The 18,340-nt window shown below is 62.6% G+C and carries 15 protein-coding genes; 11 read left to right on the top strand and 4 right to left on the bottom strand.

Annotated elements, in window-relative coordinates:
- Position 1: 1 nt before the first annotated feature.
- Positions 2-958, bottom strand: a complete 957-nt coding sequence (locus MKZ91_RS09930) for a phosphate acetyltransferase (RefSeq protein ID WP_336170512.1) — start codon at positions 956-958, stop codon at positions 2-4.
- Positions 959-977: 19 nt separating this feature from the next.
- Complete coding sequence (locus tag MKZ91_RS09925) at positions 978-3,185, bottom strand: DUF3141 domain-containing protein (protein ID WP_336170510.1); 2,208 nt, start codon at positions 3,183-3,185, stop codon at positions 978-980.
- A 363-nt stretch (positions 3,186-3,548) separates the two neighbouring features.
- On the opposite strand from MKZ91_RS09925, the gene htpG reads away from it, so the two are divergent.
- Positions 3,549-5,438 carry a molecular chaperone HtpG gene (htpG, locus tag MKZ91_RS09920; RefSeq protein WP_336170509.1) on the top strand — a complete coding sequence of 630 codons (1,890 nt, stop codon included), beginning with the start codon at positions 3,549-3,551 and terminating at the stop codon, positions 5,436-5,438.
- A gap of 93 nt (positions 5,439-5,531) precedes the next feature.
- On the opposite strand, the gene MKZ91_RS09915 is transcribed toward htpG, so the two are convergent.
- The gene (locus tag MKZ91_RS09915) at positions 5,532-6,716 is read right to left on the bottom strand and encodes a CaiB/BaiF CoA transferase family protein (RefSeq protein ID WP_336170507.1); all 1,185 of its coding nucleotides are present in this window, start codon (positions 6,714-6,716) and stop codon (positions 5,532-5,534) included.
- An 11-nt stretch (positions 6,717-6,727) separates the two neighbouring features.
- A complete protein-coding gene (locus tag MKZ91_RS09910; RefSeq protein ID WP_336170505.1) occupies positions 6,728-7,915 on the bottom strand; it encodes an acyl-CoA dehydrogenase in 1,188 nt (395 codons plus the stop codon).
- A gap of 223 nt (positions 7,916-8,138) precedes the next feature.
- Here MKZ91_RS09910 and MKZ91_RS09905 point away from each other — a divergent pair, with 223 nt between their 5' ends.
- The 10 genes from MKZ91_RS09905 (at position 8,139) to phnN (ending at position 18,072) form a co-directional block, all read left to right on the top strand.
- Positions 8,139-9,104, top strand: coding sequence for a LysR family transcriptional regulator (locus MKZ91_RS09905; protein WP_336170504.1), 966 nt, complete (start codon positions 8,139-8,141; stop codon positions 9,102-9,104).
- Between the two features lie 79 nt (positions 9,105-9,183).
- Positions 9,184-10,311, top strand: a complete 1,128-nt coding sequence (locus tag MKZ91_RS09900; protein ID WP_336170502.1) for an NAD(P)/FAD-dependent oxidoreductase — start codon at positions 9,184-9,186, stop codon at positions 10,309-10,311.
- A gap of 132 nt (positions 10,312-10,443) precedes the next feature.
- Positions 10,444-10,827, top strand: coding sequence for a YciI family protein (locus tag MKZ91_RS09895; RefSeq protein WP_336170499.1), 384 nt, complete (start codon positions 10,444-10,446; stop codon positions 10,825-10,827).
- A 254-nt stretch (positions 10,828-11,081) separates the two neighbouring features.
- Positions 11,082-11,924: a phosphonate ABC transporter ATP-binding protein gene (gene phnC / locus MKZ91_RS09890; protein ID WP_336170497.1), complete on the top strand. Its 843-nt coding sequence runs from the start codon at positions 11,082-11,084 to the stop codon at positions 11,922-11,924.
- 86 nt (positions 11,925-12,010) lie between these two features.
- Positions 12,011-12,916, top strand: a complete 906-nt coding sequence (gene phnD, locus MKZ91_RS09885) for a phosphonate ABC transporter substrate-binding protein (RefSeq protein WP_336170495.1) — start codon at positions 12,011-12,013, stop codon at positions 12,914-12,916.
- 106 nt (positions 12,917-13,022) lie between these two features.
- Positions 13,023-13,985, top strand: a complete 963-nt coding sequence (phnE, locus tag MKZ91_RS09880) for a phosphonate ABC transporter, permease protein PhnE (RefSeq protein ID WP_336170493.1) — start codon at positions 13,023-13,025, stop codon at positions 13,983-13,985.
- Between the two features lie 9 nt (positions 13,986-13,994).
- A complete protein-coding gene (phnE, locus tag MKZ91_RS09875; RefSeq protein ID WP_336170491.1) occupies positions 13,995-15,512 on the top strand; it encodes a phosphonate ABC transporter, permease protein PhnE in 1,518 nt (505 codons plus the stop codon).
- 127 nt (positions 15,513-15,639) lie between these two features.
- Positions 15,640-16,347, top strand: coding sequence for a DUF1045 domain-containing protein (locus tag MKZ91_RS09870; RefSeq protein ID WP_336170489.1), 708 nt, complete (start codon positions 15,640-15,642; stop codon positions 16,345-16,347).
- Position 16,348: 1 nt separating this feature from the next.
- Positions 16,349-17,488 (top strand): alpha-D-ribose 1-methylphosphonate 5-triphosphate diphosphatase, encoded by a 1,140-nt coding sequence (locus MKZ91_RS09865; RefSeq protein WP_336170487.1) that lies wholly within the window; start codon positions 16,349-16,351, stop codon positions 17,486-17,488.
- Positions 17,485-18,072 carry a phosphonate metabolism protein/1,5-bisphosphokinase (PRPP-forming) PhnN gene (gene phnN, locus MKZ91_RS09860; protein WP_336170485.1) on the top strand — a complete coding sequence of 196 codons (588 nt, stop codon included), beginning with the start codon at positions 17,485-17,487 and terminating at the stop codon, positions 18,070-18,072. The genes MKZ91_RS09865 and phnN overlap by 4 nt, the downstream gene beginning before the upstream one ends.
- Positions 18,073-18,340: the final 268 nt, after the last annotated feature.

Below are 18,340 nucleotides of genomic sequence, written 5' to 3'. Positions count from 1 at the left end.
GTCACACCGCCGTTATCTGTGCCGCCCGTCGCCGCGCTGCATAGAGCGAGGCTACGGCGCAGGAGGCGAGCCGCGTGCGCACGGAATCGGCCCGCGACGTCAACACGATCGGCACCCGCGCACCAAGCACGATGCCGGCGGCATCCGCGTGGGACAGGAAAGTCAGGTTCTTAGCGAGCATGTTGCCGGCCTCAAGGTCAGGCACCACCAGGATCTGGCCGCGACCGGCAACCGGCGAGACGATGCCTTTGATCCTCGCTGCTTCCGGGTCGATCGCATTGTCGAAGGCGAGCGGACCATCGAGCAGGCCGCCGGTAATCTGGCCACGTTCGGCCATCTTGCAAAGTGCTGCCGCCTCGATCGTCGAAGGGATCTTGGTCGTCACGGTCTCGACGGCCGAAAGAATGGCAACGCGCGGTTCGCCAAGACCGATTGTCACCCAGAGATCAATGGCATTCTGTACGATGTCGCGCTTGGCTTCGAGGTCGGGGAAGATGTTGATGGCGGCATCGGTGATGAACAGCGTCTCGGCATGGCCAGGCACATCCATGATGAAGACATGGCTGATGCGCCGATCTGTTCTCAAGCCCGTCGCGGAAGCCGCTACTTCCTTCATCAGTTCGTCCGTGTGCAGGCTCCCTTTCATCAGGAGTTCGCCCCTGCCCTCACGGATCATCGCGACGGCCTTGGCCGCCGCCGCATGGCTGTGGGGCGCGTCGACGATCTCGCGCCCGCCGAGGTTAAGGCCGTGCTCACTCGCGACCGAACGGATCTTCGCCTCCGGACCGACGAGAACAGGCGCGATCAGGCCGATCTCGGCCGCTTCCAACGCACCGCGGAGCGATGTCTCGTCGCAAGGATGCACCACGATCGTGACGGCCGGCGTTTCATCCCGCGCGGCCGCAATCAGGCGGTCGTATTTGGACTGTTCAAGGGGCGATGCGGTTGCCTCGGACACGTCGAAACTCCTCCTTCGATCAGGATGCCTTGCGATTGCGTTCGGCTTTGCCAGCCGAGATAGAGACCGGCGGTTCGCTGTCGAGGCCGAAAAGCGCCGCCACCCGCTGAAGCCTTTCGGCTGCAAGACCCGTCAGCGGGCCGGACGCATCCAAAACCTCTCGAAGGGCCGTAAAGGCGGCACGGCGGTCCTCGATCGCCTCCGGCAACAGCTTCGGCAGTGCCGCAAGGGTCGCTTCCTCGTCGATCAACAGCATGAAATACTGCTCTCGCATCAGCGTCTTAAACTCGGCGAGGCTTAGTTTCTTGGCCTCGGTATGTGCCCGCCGCAGCCGACGAACAGCTTCGAAACCACGCTCATCGACACCACCTCGGGCCATGCCGACAAAAAGCAAGGCTCTCGCCAGACCTTCGCAGGTGCCGCCGTTGGCCACCCTGGCCTTCAATTCAGAAATGCGGGCCTCGACAAGCGCCTGGTGCAACAGGCTCTTTTCCGCCTTGCGTGGCGGACGGCTCGAATCCGCATCGATGCCGAGCGCGGCCTGCAGCATGGGAGCGCCGTAAACCGCCTGGAACGTCTGCTCCGAGACGTGCTCAGCCATCCGTCGCCAAGCCTCCAGCCCGTCGACGATCTGGCGCGACATGGTCTCCTGCAACGCCAAGAACGGGTTATCCGGCGCGGCTGGTTCGCGGTTTTCCCGCACCTGCTCGGCCAGCGCCGCCGTCCAGGCCATCAACGGATTGTCGGGGCCGAACAGGGCGTATTGCAGCCTCAACGGATGCATGTTGCGCATTGCCTCGGCGACGGGCGGTGTCACCATCGCGTTCACCGCCGGCTGCAGATAGGTGCGATAAAGCGCCAAATTGATTTCCGACAGCTTGGCCGCCGTGGCGAAGCGGCGCTCGTCTTCGATATCGTTGCCGCCAAGGGCGCGGATATCGTCAAGGGTACGCGCCTCGCAGCGCATTATCCATTCGCCGGCGATAAGCTCCCTGCCCTCGGTGATATCGTTTGCCGGCGTCAGCACGGCTTCGTAGAGGCCCGGAGGCAGCACGTCGATCAGCTCGATGTTGGATGCAAATTCGTCGTGTTCCTTGCGCGCAACGCCAGCGGACACGAAGATGCCGAGATGCCCAACAGTCTCGTGCACGGTGTAGACGATCGTCTGGCCATAGGCGCGGATCTCATCGACGCTGTCGTAGAGATCGAGGATCCAGTCGAGCGCCTGCTGCGGCGGGGTGATGTTGTCACCCTTCGAGCAGAACACGACGATTGGCGAGCGGATATTGCGTAGATCGATGGCAGTTCCGTCGGAGGTCCGGATTTCGCCGGCTGCCAGCTTGTTGCCGACGAAGAGTTCATCAACGATGAACTGCATCTCCTCGGCATTGAGCGTGACATGGCCGCCCCACCAGCGTTCAAAACCGAGATAACGGCCTGCCTCGGTGTCGATCTTCGAATAGAGATTGTATTGTTTGGTCCACAGCGTGTTGGCAGGGTTCTGGTTCTCGAAGTTCTGAACCAGCCATGCACCGTCGAAGACGCCGGCGCCGAGATCGCCGGTGAGTGCGGTCAGCCAGCTGCCACCGAGAAGCCCGCCGGAATAGCGCATCGGGTTCTGCCCCTTGACGCCAGCCCAATAGGAAAGCGGCGCCCCGGCAATGATGATCGGGCCGAAAAGTTCCGGCCGAAGGGATGCGACGATCATAACCGCCCAGCCCGCCTGGCAATTGCCGATCACGCAAGGCTTGCCTTCCGCTCGTGGATGGCGGGCGATGACCGTTTCGAGGAAGGCCGCTTCGGCGCGGGCGATATCCTCGATGGTCTGGCCGGGAACCGGATCAGGGAGAAAGCCGATGAAGTAGCACGGATGTCCTGCCTTCATCGCCACGCCGATTTCGCTGTCAGCCTTGAAGCCGCCGATGCCGGGGCCGTGACCGGCACGCGGATCGACAACGACGAAGGGGCGCTTTGACGGATCGATCTCGACCCCGTCGGCTGGCAAGATTCGCACCAGCGCATAGTTCACCGGCCGGGCGAAGGTGCGTCCGTCGCTGACGAGTTCAGTCTCGAAGTTCAGCACATTCGGAGCGGTTTTTGCCCTGTGCTCCTCGTATTGCGCACCGCGCTCGCGCATGACGTCGAGAAACAGCACAGACCGCTGCCAGGCATCGAGCGAATAGGAAAAGGCATCGGCGAACGTCGGCATCGTGGATTGCTTGGGCATGATGTCCACTCCTCGTGCGATGAAAAGCTGGTCCCGTAGCTGTCAGCAATTACTGCAACACAAGGGCCCGAGCTTTGACATGTGTCAAAGAAGCCACGCGGTAGAACCGCAATATGTATCCGATAGTGCTGGTCCGAGACGCTTGCCTCGGCCCAGGCCGCAGGAGCATAGCACTCGCGTGTTACGGCGATTTGTCGCCAACATGAATATCTCGCCCGGTACGCAAGAAAGAAGGGTTTGGCCGACATTCGGCCGTCTTCGCACCTGCAGCATCATACAGAAACGGGTACCACGCAAGACGGCCCTTGAAATTCTGGACGCCGCTTGCCAATTGGGGCGAAACCCAAAGGAGATGCCAAGGCAATGAGCGAAACCGAAATGTCCGTAGAGAAACATGTCTTCGAAGCCGATGTGGCGCGACTGCTCCATTTGATGGTGCACTCCGTCTACTCCGACAAGAACGTCTTCCTCCGCGAACTGATTTCGAACGCCGCGGATGCCTGCGAGAAGCTGCGTTACGAGGCGATCGTCTCGCCCGAACTTCTTACAGGCGACCCCACTCCCCGCATCACCCTGACGCTCGACGAGGACAACAGCCGCCTTGTCGTCGAAGACAACGGCATCGGCATGAGCCGCGACGAACTCGTGGAAGCGCTCGGGACGATCGCCCGCTCCGGGACGCGAGCCTTCATGGAGCGCATCGAGGCAGCACAGGGCAAGGAAGGCGCACAACTCATTGGTCAGTTCGGCGTCGGCTTCTATTCTGCCTTCATGGTTGCAGACAAAGTGGACGTCGTGTCGCGCCGCGCCGGTTCCGAGCATGCCTGGCTCTGGTCCTCCGATGGCAAGGGCAGCTACACGGTTGCTGCCGCCGATCTTACGGACGCTCCGGCCCGCGGCACGCGCATAACGCTGCATCTGATGGAGGACGCCAAGACCTACACCTCGCGCTGGACGGTCGAGCGCATCGTCAAGGACCAATCCGGCCACGTGCCGGTACCGATCTCTATTCTGGAAAAGCCCGGCGCGGAACCGGTTCAGGTCGGTGACGGCACAGCACTCTGGACCAAACAGAAGAGCGAGATCAGCAAGGAAGATTACGCGGACTTCTACCGCGGTGTTGCCGGCCAGTATGACGACCCGGCCCTGACGGTTCATTTCCGTGCCGAAGGTCGGCATGAATATACGGCCCTTGCCTTCGTGCCCGGCTCGAAGCCGTTCGATCTTTTCGACCCGGACCGCAAGGGCCGGATGAAGCTCTACGTCAAGCGCGTATTCATCACCGACGAAGCGGAATTGCTGCCGCGCTACCTGCGCTTCGTGCGCGGCCTCGTTGACACCTCGGACCTACCGCTCAACGTCTCGCGCGAGATGATCCAGGAAAGCCCACTGCTCGCCAGCATCCGCAAGGGCGTGACCAACCGCGTGCTGACGGCGATCGACAAGCTCGCGGAAAGTGAGCCGGAGACCTTCACCAAGGTCTGGGAAAACTTCGGCAGCGTGCTGAAGGAAGGCATCTACGAGGACTACGAGCGGCGCGAGCAACTGGTCGCGCTGTCGCGCTTCCGCACCACCACCTCAGACGAGAGCCAGCGCAGCCTTGCCGACTACGTCAAGGACATGAAGGATGGCCAACCCGCGATCTATTATCTGACCGGGGACAATCTCGCCCAGCTCAAGGCCTCGCCGCAGCTCGAAGGTTTCCGCGCCCGTGGCATCGAGGTGCTGCTGCTGACCGATCCGGTTGACAGCTTCTGGGTAACGTCGGCTCCCGATTTCGATGGCAAGCCGTGGAAGTCGATCACGCAAGGTGCGGCCGATCTCGGCAATATCGCCAAGCCCGAAGGCAGCAAGGAAGAGGCACCGAAAGCCAGCCAGTTGGTCATCGACTTCGTCGCCTTTGCCAAGGAGACGCTGGGTACCAGCGTGTCGGATGTCCGCACCTCCGAGCGACTGACGGAAAGCGCCGTCTGCCTGGTGGCGCCCGAACACGGCCCCGACCGCCAGCTTGAAAAGATGCTGCAGGGCGCTGGCCGCCTCGACGAGGCGCCCAAGCCGATCCTCGAGATCAACCCGAACCACGCGCTGATCACCGCAATTGCTGCCTGCCCCGCCGGCGATACGGCTTTCCGGGCAGATGCAGTCCAGCTTCTGCTCGACCAGGCGCGCGTGCTCGACGGCGACAAGCCGCAGGACCCGCGCGGCTTTGCCGAGCGGCTGTCGCGCGTCTTTGACCGCGCGCTCAAAAACTAAAATGAAAACCCCTGGAAATTCTTTCGATTTCCAGGGGTTCTTCTCATTTCCTTCCGCGGCGCCTTAACTGGCGCCACAGCGCTTCCCGTTGCGTTATCCGGCCTTCGGGGTGTGCAGCCCGATTTCCGCCAGCACCTCGGCTGTATGCTCGCCAAGCCGTGGCACGCCGCGGTCCAGCGCCAACTCGGCATCGGAAAAGCGGATCGGCGTCCTGACACCCGGCGACGTACCAACGGATGCGCCCGAATGTGGTGTGTCTACCCGCATCTGCCGATGCACGATCTGCGGGTCGGCAAAGACGTCGGCTACCGAGTTGATCGGCCCGCCGGGCACACCGGCGTCTTCAAGCAGTTTCAGCAACGCGTCGCGTTCGATCTTTGCGGTTTCGGCAGTCAGTTCAGGCGTCAGCGTGTCCCTGTTCTGCACCCGCAATGCGTTGGTGAGATAACGCGCGTCAGTCGCCAGATCCGGACGATCGAGCAACGTGCAGAACTTGACGAACTGCCGGTCGTTGCCAACAGCGACGATGAGATGGCCGTCGGCGGTCGGGAAGACCTGATAGGGCGCGATGTTCGGATGGGCATTGCCGAGACGTCGCGGCGCGTTGCCGGAGACCAGGAAGTTCAGCGCCTGGTTGGCGAGCACTCCGGTCATGCAGTCGAGCAGTGCCATGTCGATCTGCTGTCCCTTGCCCGTGCGTTCGCGTTGGGCGAGCGCCGCCTGAACGGCAATGACGCCATAGAGGCCGGTGAAGATATCGGCAAAGGCAACGCCGATTTTCTGTGGCTCACGATCCGGCTCGCCGGTCAGATCCATGATGCCACTCATGCCCTGGACGATGTAGTCGTAACCGGCGCGGTGGGCGTAAGGCCCGTCCTGACCGAAGCCGGTGACCGAGCAATAGATCAGCCGCGGATTGACCCTCTTCAGGCTTTCGTAGTCGAGACCGTATTTGACGAGCCCGCCGACCTTGAAGTTTTCGAGCAGCACATCCGACTGCGCGGCAAGGCGGCGCACCGCCTCCTGGCCCTCCTCCGTGGTGAAGTCGAGCACGACGGAGCGCTTGCCGCGATTGCAGGCGTGGAAGTAGGCAGCATCGAGCTTCTCGCCATCTTCGCCAGCAACGAAGGGCGGGCCCCAGGTGCGGGTGTCGTCTCCCGCCGGGCTTTCGACCTTGATGACGTCGGCTCCGAGATCGGCCAGCGTCTGGCCGATCCAGGGACCCGCGAGAATGCGGGCCAGTTCCAGGACACGAATACCCTTCAGCGGCGCTTCCATGACGGCACCGCTCAGAAGAAGGCCTGAAGGCCGGTCTGGGCGCGACCGAGGATCAGCGCGTGGACATCATGCGTGCCCTCATAGGTGTTGACGGTCTCGAGGTTCACCATGTGGCGCATCACCTGGTATTCCTCGGAGATGCCGTTGCCGCCGTGCATGTCGCGGGCCATGCGGGCGATATCGAGCGCCTTGCCGCAATTGTTACGCTTTACGATCGAGATCATCTCAGGCGCCATGCGACCCTCGTCCATCAACCGGCCGACGCGCAGCGAGCCCTGCAGGCCGAGCGTGATCTCCGTCTGCATGTCGGCGAGCTTCTTCTGGAAGAGCTGCGTCTGGGCGAGCGGACGGTTGAACTGCTTGCGGTCAAGACCGTACTGACGCGCGGCATGCCAGCAGAATTCGGCAGCGCCGAGCGCCCCCCAGGAGATGCCGTAGCGGGCGCGGTTGAGGCAACCGAACGGACCCTTGAGGCCTTCGACATTCGGCAGAAGAGCGTCTTCGCCGACCTCGACATTGTTCATGACGATTTCGCCGGTGATCGAGGCGCGCAGCGACAGCTTGCCGGCGATCTTCGGGGCGGAAAGGCCCTTCATGCCCTTTTCGAGAACGAAGCCGCGAATGGCGCCGCCATGGGCTTCCGACTTCGCCCAGACGACGAAGACATCGGCGAGCGGCGCGTTGGAGATCCACATCTTCGAGCCGACGAGTCGGTAGCCGCTCTCGGTCTTGATCGCGCGGGTCTTCATGCCGGCCGGATCCGAACCGGCGTCCGGTTCGGTAAGGCCGAAGCAGCCGATCCATTCGCCGCTGATCAGCTTCGGCAGGTACTTCCGCTTCTGCTCCTCCGAGCCATAGGCGTAGATCGGATAGATCACCAGCGACGACTGCACACTCATCATCGAGCGATAGCCCGAATCGACGCGCTCCACTTCGCGGGCAACGAGGCCGTAGGCGACGTAGGAAGCGCCGACGCCGCCATAGGTTTCCGAAACAGTGACGCCGAGCAAACCAAGCTCGCCCATTTCACGGAAGATTTGCGGATCGGTCGATTCTTCGCGATAGGCGGCGATGACACGCGGCTGCAGCCGCTCCTGTGCATAGGCCCGCGCGGTGTCGCGGATCATGCGCTCGTCCTCGGTCAGCTGATCGTCGAGGAGGAACGGATCATCCCATTGAAATTGCGTCTTGCCGGCCATGTTTCTCTCCCATCGGATTTTTCCGCTTCGTGTTATCGCAAGGGGTGCATGGCGTTTCAAACGAAATTGAGGCACCGCCTCATGCGTCCAGGGAATGGACCACGGGCCTCTTCGCGGCACCTCCTGTTGCAAAACCGCTGAAATATGACGACAAATTCCGACGGTTTCGATCACCGGCCGCGCAGACGTGGACCGGCTAGCCGAAGAGACACAAGCAGAACCCATGGCCAACGATCGCCTCGAACGCTTCGCCCACAATCTCGACTGGAACCTGCTGCGCACCTTCGTGGTACTCGTCGAGGAAGGCAGCATCACTGCAGCTGCGAACCGGCTGCTCTTGCAGCAACCGGCCGTCAGCATGGCGCTGAAGCGGCTGGAGCAGACGGTCGGCCAGAAACTCATCGACCGTCGCCCCGGGCGCTTCAACCTGACGGATGCCGGCGCCCGCCTGCATGCCCAATGCCGTGACATTTTCGCCGCCGTCATCCGGCTGCCGAACGTGCTCGAAACCGCCGGCGAAGAAGTCACCGGCCACCTCAACATCCATTCCGTCAGCCACGCCCACAACCCGGCCTGGGACAGAAAGCTCGAGAGCTTCTTCCGCCTGCATCCGAAAGTGACGCTGTCGGTGACCGTCGCGACGACGGTCGATGTGCTGAGCGCGGTCGAACGCAACGTTGCGACGATCGGCCTTTGCGATGGCAACATTCCCGACTGGCTCACCAAGCGCTTTCATGTGCGCGAGCGTTACGCGCTCTATTGCGGCCGCGAACATCCGCTGTTCGGCAACAAGGGCGTCGACTTCAACGATCTGAGGGGCAACCCCTACATCGCCTTCATCGCCGACGTGCTGGGCGGACAACACATGAATTCGGTCACCGCCGTGCGCGCCGTCGGCTCCTTCGGCCAGCAGGTCCGCGCCGTCTCCTGCAATGTCGAGGAGGTGATGCGGCTGATCGCGTCGAACGTGGGTATCGGCATGTTACCGGATCATCTCGCGGCCCCGGCCGTGGCCGAAGGCAGACTCTGGCAGCTGCCGCCCTATAGCGACCTGCCGACGACGGATGTCTTCCGGATCTCCAACCCGAACGCGATCCTCAATCCGGCCGAGGCGGCCTTTCTGTCCCATGTCGCCGATACTGAGCCGCTGGACCATTGCTTCGATCCCCCAGACCATCAGCGGAATTGATAGCCGCATTTCCCGCTATAAATTTGAACATGGATGGGCACTTGCCTATGGTCCGGCCGACAGCAGATGGAGGCAGGACATGCGCGAATACGATGTGGCAATCATTGGCGGTGGTATCGCCGGCCTGTCGCTTGCCTATTTCCTCGCGCCTCACCGCTCTGTCGTCGTCATCGAGCGGGAAGATGGGCTCGGCTATCACAGCACCGGGCGCTCGGCCGCCGAATTCGTGCTGCGCTACAACGCACCGGAAGTCTGCGCGCTGGCGGCGATCTCCAAGAGTTTCTTCGACAAGCCGCCGGAGGGTTTCTCTGACGTCGCACTGCTGAAGCAGCGGGGCGGCGTGATGATCGCCAACACCGAAAAGATCGCGCGTTTTGAGGAGGTTTTCGCCGAGGAGAGCCGCGCCAACCCCGACCTGGAGCGGCTGACTGTCGACGAGGCGATTGCGCGCGTGCCTATCCTGCGGCGCGACTATGTGGCCGCGGCCTACTACGACCCGCAGTTCTGGGACATCGAGGTCGAGAACCTGCTGCAGGGCTACGTTCGCGGCGCGCGGCGCCACGGCGCAGCGATCATCGAGCGCAGCGACGTGCTCGCCCCGCGTCGCGATGGCGATCGCTGGGTGCTGGCAACCAGCGGCGGCGATGTCCGTGCGAAGATCATCGTCAACGCCGCCGGCGGCTGGGCCGATCCAGTTGCCGAACGCTTCGGCGTACCCCCGATCGGCATCGTTCCGCACCGGCGGACCGCGATCACCGTTGATCTTCCCGAAGGGATCGATGCGCTGACGCTGCCGGAAATCAACGAGATCGACGAGGACTTCTACATGAAGCCCGAGGGCGGACGGCTGCTTTCCTCGCCAGCCGACGCGACGCCATGCGAACCGACCGACGTGCAGCCCGAAGAAATCGACGTCGCCTGGGCCGCCCACTACATCGAGGAAGCAACGACCGTGCCGGTGCGTCGTGTCTTCAAGAGCTGGGCCGGCCTGCGCAGCTTTTCGCCCGACAAGCTGCCGGCCATCGGCTTTGCCCGAGAGCGTCCCGATTTCTTCTGGCTCGCCGGCCAGGGCGGCTACGGCATCCTTACCTCACCGGCGCTTGGAGCACTCGCCGCAAGTCTCTTGATCGGAGCACCCGCGCCGGAGGGCTTTCACGCATTCGGGCTCGACCCGGCGAAATTCATCCCTGCCCGCTTGGAGACCTGACACGCTTGCAGCTCAGGCAGACGGGGCAGACAGTCGCTGGGGGCTGAGCCGATTGCCTGCGATCAGTGCCACACGCAAGCGGATTGAAGCAATCGGCAAAACCTGACACGAATACGTCCGGGAGGACGGTTCATGTATTACGCGATCTTGGCCTATCACGCCGCAGGTGTCGTTGAATCCTGGAGTGAGGAGGAGGACGCCGCACTGATGTCTGACCTTCTTGAGGTTCACGATCGCTTCGTGCAGCAGAAGAACTTTGGCCCGGCGGCGCGGCTTGGCCCTGCCGAGGGCGCCGTGACCCTTCGGGGCCCAGGCGAAGGTATTGTCACAGATGGTCCCTTCGCCGAAACCAAGGAGCACCTCCTCGGGCTCTACGTCGTGGATTTTCCGACGATCGAGGCGGCAATCGCCGCAGCACGCGAACTGCGCCGCAGCAATCCGACGGCGGTCTACGAGATCCGCCCCATCGCGCTCTACGTCCCCGGAGCCACGTTGGAACCTGGGCCGGCGGCCTAGCAAGCGCGGCAGTCTCGCCTCGCCAGATTGCTTGGGCCGCAACTCCGGGCATCCGAGTTTTCGGGGCTGCCTCCCCCCGCTCTCCGGCTGCTCCGCACGTCGATGCGCCGAACCGTTCACATTTGGTTAACCGAAGCCGCGCGGCTGTGAACTGTAACAGAACTTACAACAAACTGACATTTCGCTTTCATGAAGCGCCGATATGGCAGGTGTCATACCGATGACCGGTCTCCCCGCAAGAGGACCTGCTAGAAATGTTTCAGTTGAAGAATGTAACCCGCCAGTTCGGCAAGAAGACAGCCGTGAGTTCGGTTACCTTCGAGATCCCCCAGGGCCAGATGGTCGGCGTTATCGGCCGTTCGGGCGCCGGCAAGTCAACGCTCCTGCGCATGATCAACCGTCTCGTTGATCTGTCCTCGGGCTCGATCATCTTCGACGGCAGTGAGGTTTCGTCGCTTCGCGGCGCTGCACTGCGCACATGGCAGCGTGACTGCGCGATGATCTTCCAGCAGTTCAATCTGGTACCGCGTCTCGACGTGCTGACCAATGTGCTGCTCGGTCGCCTCAATCACCGCTCGACGGTCTTGAGCATCCTCAATATGTTCACCCGCGAAGAACGCATCATGGCGATCGGCGCGCTTGAGCGCCTCGGCATCGAGCAGACGGCACTTCAGCCGGCCGGCACCCTTTCGGGTGGCCAGCAGCAACGCGTCGCAATCGCCCGGGCGCTGATGCAGCAGCCGAAGGTTCTGCTTGCCGACGAGCCGATCGCGTCGCTCGACCCGCTCAACGCCAAGATCGTCATGGACGCGCTGCGCGACATCAACGAGCGCGACGGCATCACCGTCATCACCAACCTGCACACGCTCGATACGGCGCGCAACTATTGCGAACGCATCATCGGCATGGCGCATGGCCGTGTCGTCTTCGACGGCCAGCCGAAAGATCTCACGGCCGCAGCCGTTGCCGAGATCTACGGCGCCGATACGAGCATTGAGGAATCGATGACCTCCACCAGCATCAACATTCCCGCGCCTCAGCCGCAGGAAGAAAAGGCATCAGCCGGCCTCAAGCCGCTGGCACTGGCCGGCATCTGACGCCCGCCACGATCGAAAGCCCGCGTCAAGGGCACCTCTTTGAAACCGAATAGGATCCGGCTGAGCCGGACACACGGGAGAACCTTATGCTGAAGAAAGCTCTTCTGGGCGCCGTCGCGCTCCTCGCCCTTATCGGCCACGCCCAGGCTGAAGACCTCAAGGAATTCCGCATCGGCATCCTCGGCGGCGAAAACGAAGCCGACCGTCTGCGGAACTTCCAGTGCCTCGTCGACAAGCTGCCGGCAGCTATCGGCGTCGAGAAGGTCTCGCTGTTCCCGGCCGCCGACTATGACGGCGTTATCCAGGGCCTGCTCGGCGGCACGCTCGACTACGCCGAACTCGGCGCTTCCGGCTATGCCAAGATCTACCTCGCCAAGGCTGACGCCGTCGAGCCGATCCTGACGACCGTCCAGACCGACGGTTCGACCGGCTACCACTCGATCATGGTTGCCCGCAAGGATTCGGGCATCACCAAGATCGAAGACCTGAAGGGCAAGAAGCTCGGCTTCGCCGATCCGGACTCGACCTCGGGCTACCTCGTCCCGCTTGTCACCCTGCCGGAAGCAATCGGCGCCCCGGTCAAGGAATTCTTCAGTGAAACCGGCTTTGGCGGCGGTCACGAAAACCTCGTGCTCGAAGTCGTCAAGGGCACGTTTGATGCCGGCACGACCTTCGGTTCGGGCGTCGGCGAATTCAAGGACGGCTACACTTCGGGCAACCTGAAGAAGATGGTCGACAAGGGCATCCTCGACATGAACGACCTCGTCGAGCTCTGGAAGTCGCCGCTGATCCCGAACGGCCCGATCGTCGTGCGCACCTCGATGAATGACGACATGAAGGCGAAGTTCAAGCAGTTCATGGTGGATCTGCCGAAGACCGACGCCGCTTGCTTCTCGGCCATCCAGGGCGGTGACTTTACCGGCTACACCGAAGTCAACTCCGACTTCTACAAGCCGATCATCGACGCCCGCAAGGCAACGATCGGCGGCTGATTGATCGCTTTACCCGGGAACGCTGGCCGCCCAAACGGCCAGCGTTTCATCGTTTGAACGGGTGCCTTTCGCCCCTTCCCAGAGGCCGGCCCAAGCCGGAACATACATGGCAACTTCCATGCTCCCGCGGCACCTCAGCGACAATGGTGCGCTCGTCGAGCGCCATTGGCAGGAACTCAACTCCCGCCGCCGGCTCTATTCCTGGCTCGGCTTCGGCGTCCTGTTCCTTGCACTTTCCGGCTCGCTCTGGTTCGCCAACGATTCCAACGCCGGCAAGTTCTTCGACCGGCTGCCGCATTTCTTCGATTTCGTCGGAGACCTCGCACCGCGCGACGGCATGGAAATCTTTCGCGCCATGTTCGACCTGCCTTCTCCCTATGACGACGGCAGTTTCAAGTACAATTACCCGGAGGGTCGGCTCTACCTGACCGAAAGCCTCTACATCCCCGAATACGTGCACAAGATGCTGGAGACCGTGAACATCGCGATCTTCTCCACCGTCATCGGCAGCGTCTTCGGCTTTCTGTTCTGCTTCCTGGCTGCACGCAACATGATGCCCAACCCATGGGTGCGCGGCACGGTCCGCCGTCTCATGGAGATCCTGCGCGCCTTTCCGGAGGTGGTGATCGCCGGCTTCTTCCTCGCCATTCTGTCGCTCGGCCCAATCCCGGCGATCGCCGCGGTCTCGATCCACACGATCGGCGCGCTTGGCAAGCTGTTCTACGAGGTGGTTGAGAACGCCGACATGAAGCCGGATGAGGGCCTTAGGGCTGCCGGCGGCAACTGGATCGAGCGCGTCTGGTTCGGCATGGTGCCGCAGGTGCTGCCGAACTTCACCAGCTACTTCCTGCTGCGCCTCGAGATCAACGTACGCGCGTCGACCATCATCGGTGCAGTCGGCGGCGGCGGTATCGGCGAATTGCTGCGCCTTTCGATCGGCCAGGGCCATCAGGCCAAGACCCTTGCCATCGTCATCCTGCTCTTCACGACGATCTTTGCCGTCGACCAGTTTTCCGCCTGGCTGCGCCGTCGCCTTGTTGGCGAACAGGCCTTCCAGCTTGCCCAGTAGGTGCGCGCCATGACCGTTACGACACGTTTGAGCCCCTTGGAAATGGACGCGATTGCGAGCCGCCACCCGCAGCTTCTGCAGTCCTCCGCCTCCAAGCGGGTGCGCACGGCCATGATTGGCGGCGGCCTCCTCGTCTATCTCGTCTTCAGCTGGTGGTTCTTCTCGATCGGCCATGTGCTCGGCAATGCCAATTGGGGCATTGCCGGGACCTATCTCGCCGATTGGGTCTCCTACGAGGTGCGCCCCGAGATCCACATCGCGCCCGACAGGACGATGACGCTCGACTACCAGCGCAATTCGCCACTCGGTCGCAATCCCAACCCGGACTGGGTGGAACTCGACAAGCAAACGGTGACACGGCAGGTGGAAATCCCCGCTTCGACCACGCAGGCGGCCAAACCGCAGGCAAGCTCGTCCTTCAGCTTCATGGCCCCCGGTTCCGCCCTTGGCGGCAGCGCAGCGGCCGAAGCTGAGAATCGCGTCGAAACGCGGACGGAAGACGTGTTGACGCGTGTGGTCGTAACCTATGACCGCGGCACGAAGATCGAAATCGCCGATGGCCTGGTCAAGGCGACCCACGGCAGCGAAACACTCGTCATGGCCGTCGATGGCGGCGACACGGTCATGCCGGAGGGCAAGCTCCCCGTTTGGGCGACACAGAAACGTCCCGGCGAAAAGATCACCCTCGCCTTCGGCGCAACCGGCTGGGCGGAAGTCGAGGGCGACGAGGTTTCGGTGCGCAACCGCTTCTTCGGCTGGGCGAATTTCCTCTTCGACACCAACTCGCCCTTCTTCGGCAAGAGCTATGGCGACGTCGCTTCGCTGATTGTCTCGGGCGAACGCATCGATCCGGCGCGCTCGAACCTGTCGCTTGCCTGGAACAACATCCTTTACAACGCCGAATGGCAGCATCTCGACGTCTGGACCAAGCTGCTGCAAACGGTGGTCATGGCCTTCGTCGGCACGCTGTTTGCGTCGCTGATTGCCTTCCCGCTCTGCTTCCTTGCGGCGCGCAACATCACACCGAGCTTCCTCACCAACCAGTTGGTCAAGCGCTTCTTCGACTTCCTGCGGTCGGTCGATATGTTCATCTGGGCGCTGTTCTTTACTCGCGCCTTCGGCCCCGGACCGCTCGCCGGTATTTCGGCGATCTTCTTCACCGATACCGGCACGCTCGGGAAGCTCTATTCCGAAGCACTGGAGAACATCGACGACAAGCAGCGCGAAGGCGTCAAGTCGGTTGGCGCTGCACCGCTCGCCGTGCAGCGTTTCGGCGTCCTGCCGCAGGTGCTACCGGTCTTTGCCAGCCAGGCGCTCTACTTCTGGGAATCGAACACCCGCTCGGCGACGATCATCGGCGCCGTCGGCGCCGGCGGTATCGGCCTGAAGCTCTGGGAAGCAATGCGCACCAATTCCGACTGGGAAAATGTCGCCTACATGGTGCTTCTCATCTTGCTGGTTGTCTTTATTTTCGACAGCATCTCGAACGCGTGCCGTTCGCGACTGATCGGCCGCAAGGCTCATTGACCCAGAGGCGTGAATTGCGTGCCCGCCATCATGATGTTGTCATGGAAATCGGCTAGCTGCGCATCGCATCCCGCAAACAATCGACCCGCCACCCCGGCGGGCCGGTCGCTACAAGAAAGTGAAGACCGTGCGTTATGCAATCTACTTCGCGCCGCCGGCGGACGACCGGCTGTCGCAGGCCGCGTCCCGTTGGCTCGGCCGTGACGCCTTTACCGGCGAGCACCTTGCTCCTCCGGCGATCGCCGGGATCGACGAAGCGACGCAGCGCACACTGACGGCCGATCCGCGGCGTTATGGTTTCCACGGCACGCTGAAGGCTCCGTTCGAGCTTGCCGACGGCCGCGACGAAGACGAGCTTCTCTCGATCTTCGAGTGCTTCACCGCCGATCTCGACCCCTTCGAAATCCCTGAGATCGTGCTGCATCAACTCGGTCCGTTCTTCGCGCTGGTGCCATCAGCGCCCTCGGCCGACCTGCAGGATCTGGCTGAAGATGCCGTTCATCGCTTCGACCCGTTTCGCGCACCGCTGTCAGAGGCGGACTTCGCCCGGCGCAGACCAGAGAGCCTCCCCGAACGCCAAAGGCGTTACCTGAGGGAATGGGGCTATCCCTATGTCTTCGAAGAGTTTCAGTTCCATCTGACTTTGACCGGACCGGTCCCCGCCGAGACGAGCGGCGTCATGCGCTCGGCGCTCGAAACCACCTTTGCCGACCACATCGGCAAGCCGCTTCACGTTACGTCAGTCGCGCTCTTCGTCGAACCGGAGCGCGGCGCCCCCTTTACTGTCCGCTCCCTGCTGCCACTCGGCAGCGACACCCAACGAAAGATTGCATGAGATGAGCAAAGAACAGGTTTTGACCAACGCCCGTATCGTCCTGGAGGACAGTATCCTCGACGGTTCGGTGCTGATCCGCGACGGCAAGATTGCCGATATCTCCGAGGGCACCGTCGCCACCGGCGAGGATTTCGAAGGTGACTATCTGATCCCTGGCCTCATCGAACTACACACCGACCACCTGGAAGCGCACTATTCGCCTCGCCCGGGCGTGCGCTGGCTGAAGATCGCGGCAATCCAGGCGCATGATGCGCAGGTCGTCACCTCGGGCATCACCACCGTATTCGACTGCCTGCGCCTCGGCTCCGACGAGGATGGCGGTTTCCAGAAGGGCGAGATGCGCAGCATGGCCGATGCCCTGGCACAGGCGAAGGAAGAAGGCCGCCTGCGCGCCGACCACCTGATCCACCTGCGCTGCGAAGTCTCGACTTCCGACGTGCTCGACCACTACGAGGACTTCCGTGACGACCCGCAGGTCAAGCTGGTCTCGCTGATGGACCATGCTCCGGGCCAGCGCCAGTTCCAGACGATGGACCAGTACACGCTCTACTACAAATCCAAGCGCGGTCTTTCGGACGCGGAGTTTGCCCGCTTCGTCGAGCGCCAGCAGGCACTCTCGGCGAAATATGCCGGCCCGCACCGCACAGCACTCGCCGAGGCCTGCGCCGCCCGCGGCATCACCATTGCCAGCCACGATGACGCCACGGTCGATCATGTCGAGGAATCGATCGGCTTCGGCATCAAGCTTGCCGAGTTCCCGACAAGCTTCGAGGCCGCCGAGGCATCGCACCGCGCCGGCTTGAGCGTGCTCATGGGCGCGCCGAACATCGTGCGCGGCAAGTCGCATTCGGGCAACATCGCCGCCCGCGACCTCGCGGAGCGCGGTGTCCTCGACGTGTTGTCGTCGGACTACGTGCCCTTCAGCCTGATCCACGCGCCTTTCGTCCTTGCCGATGAGGTCGAGGCGATCGATCTGCCGAAGGCGATCGCCATGGTGACGGCGACGCCGGCACGCACTGTCGGACTTGACGACCGCGGCCGCGTTGCGGTTGGCCTGCGCGCCGATATTGCCCGCGTACACCGCCAGGCAGGCATTCCGGTCGTGCGCTCCGTCTGGCGCGAAGGACGGCGTGTCGCATGAGCGCGAGCGAACAGCAGGGCGGCGCGCTCGTCGTCGTCGTCGGGCCGAGCGGCGCCGGCAAGGACAGCGTCATGGGCTTTGCCGCGCGGCACTTTACCGATTGTCGTGACGTGCACCTGGTGCGACGCGTTATCACCCGTCCGTCGGACGCCGGCGGCGAAGTGCATGAAAGCGTCTCGGAATGCGAATTCCTGGATATGCAGCGGGACGGCGCCTTCGCCGTTTCGTGGGATGCACACGGGCTGAAATACGGCATCCCTTCCGCGGTGCTGCAGAACGTCAGGAACGGCATGACGGCGATCGTCAATGGCAGCCGCGGTGCGCTTCCGGCGTTCCGGGAGGCCTTTGGTGAAATCACCGTCGTCGTTGTCACCGCCGAAACGCCGGTGCTCGCCAAACGGCTCGCCGAACGCGGTCGGGAGAGCGAGGAAGACGTCCTGCGACGCCTCAGCCGTCAAGCACCCGACGTGACGACCGGCCCGGGTGTCATCGTCATTGACAACAGCGGCCGGCTTGAGATTGCCGGCAACCGCTTCGTCGACCTTGTGGAACGCCTGCGCGTGAAGGCGGATCACGCGGCTTAGCGGCTTGCGGTCTGGGCGGCCGGGGACGGCTTTCGTCAGTCCGGAGGCCGCCTCCACTCGATTTGGCGCCTCCAAATGGAGCCGACTGAAAAACCCCGAAACGGGCACGTTTCGGGGTTTTTCGATTCTGCTTCAATCTCAATATCCTTGAAATTCAATCATCTGACGAAGTCGGCTCAGACATCACCGCAGAAATCGACATCCTTCTGTCGCCGCGCCGCACCTTTCCTTTTCCGCAGATCTCTTAAATTTCCTCTTGTGGCGAAGA

Source organism: Ensifer sp. MJa1 (assembly GCF_037026475.1).
In the GTDB taxonomy this organism is placed as follows: domain Bacteria; phylum Pseudomonadota; class Alphaproteobacteria; order Rhizobiales; family Rhizobiaceae; genus Ensifer.
The sequence above is the reverse complement of the archived record's forward strand: the minus strand, read 5'-3'. Positions and strand labels throughout refer to the sequence as shown.